This is a genomic window from Moraxella oblonga NBRC 102422 (assembly GCF_001598275.1).
Classification (GTDB): Bacteria; Pseudomonadota; Gammaproteobacteria; order Pseudomonadales; family Moraxellaceae; genus Moraxella; species Moraxella oblonga.
Genome location: NZ_BCYQ01000106.1, coordinates 1 through 575, shown reverse-complemented (window position 1 = coordinate 575; position 575 = coordinate 1). Strand labels below are relative to the sequence as shown.

The following is a 575-nucleotide window of genomic DNA, read 5'->3' as shown; positions in this document are numbered from 1 at the left end:
AAAAAAAATTAAATCAAAAAACCATAAACTCAATCCTTATCAATTAAAATCCTAAACCCTAAAAAATATCCCCAATCATCGGCATTTAATATCCCATTAAATGTTTTTTTATTTTTGGATATAAAAAATGAAATGTTGGGTTTCACTGTCGCTCAACCCAACCTACGCCACTGTTGCCTATTTGAGAATGATTTGTGCTATACTTAATTCATATCAAAACTATACAGCAAAACCGTTCGCCCTGAGCTTGTCGAAGGGTGACGGTTTTCCTTGTGGTTCGACAAGCTCACCACGAACGAAAAACCTTTGTCTGGTTTTGAATAGAATTGACTATAATAAGCGTTTTTGGTTGGTTTGATACTCATAGATTTCTTGTCTAAAAATAGCAAACCAACGATTGATGGTATTGTGGTTTAACTCAAGCAAAAGTGCCGTTTGTGTTGCATCTATGTCAATACAAAAGCATTTTATGATTTTTTTTGAGTTTATAGACACTTAACTTACTGTTATATTTCATATTTCTAGTCTAGCATAGGTTGGATTGCTAGTTTAGAGCCTAAATAATATACCAACCG

General features: G+C 33.2%; 1 pseudogene. It reads right to left on the bottom strand.

Annotated features, from left to right (window positions below):
* Positions 1–348: 348 nt before the first annotated feature.
* Positions 349–517, bottom strand: a pseudogene (locus MOB01S_RS12855) (IS1595 family transposase); the annotation flags it as partial.
* Positions 518–575 lie beyond the last annotated feature (58 nt).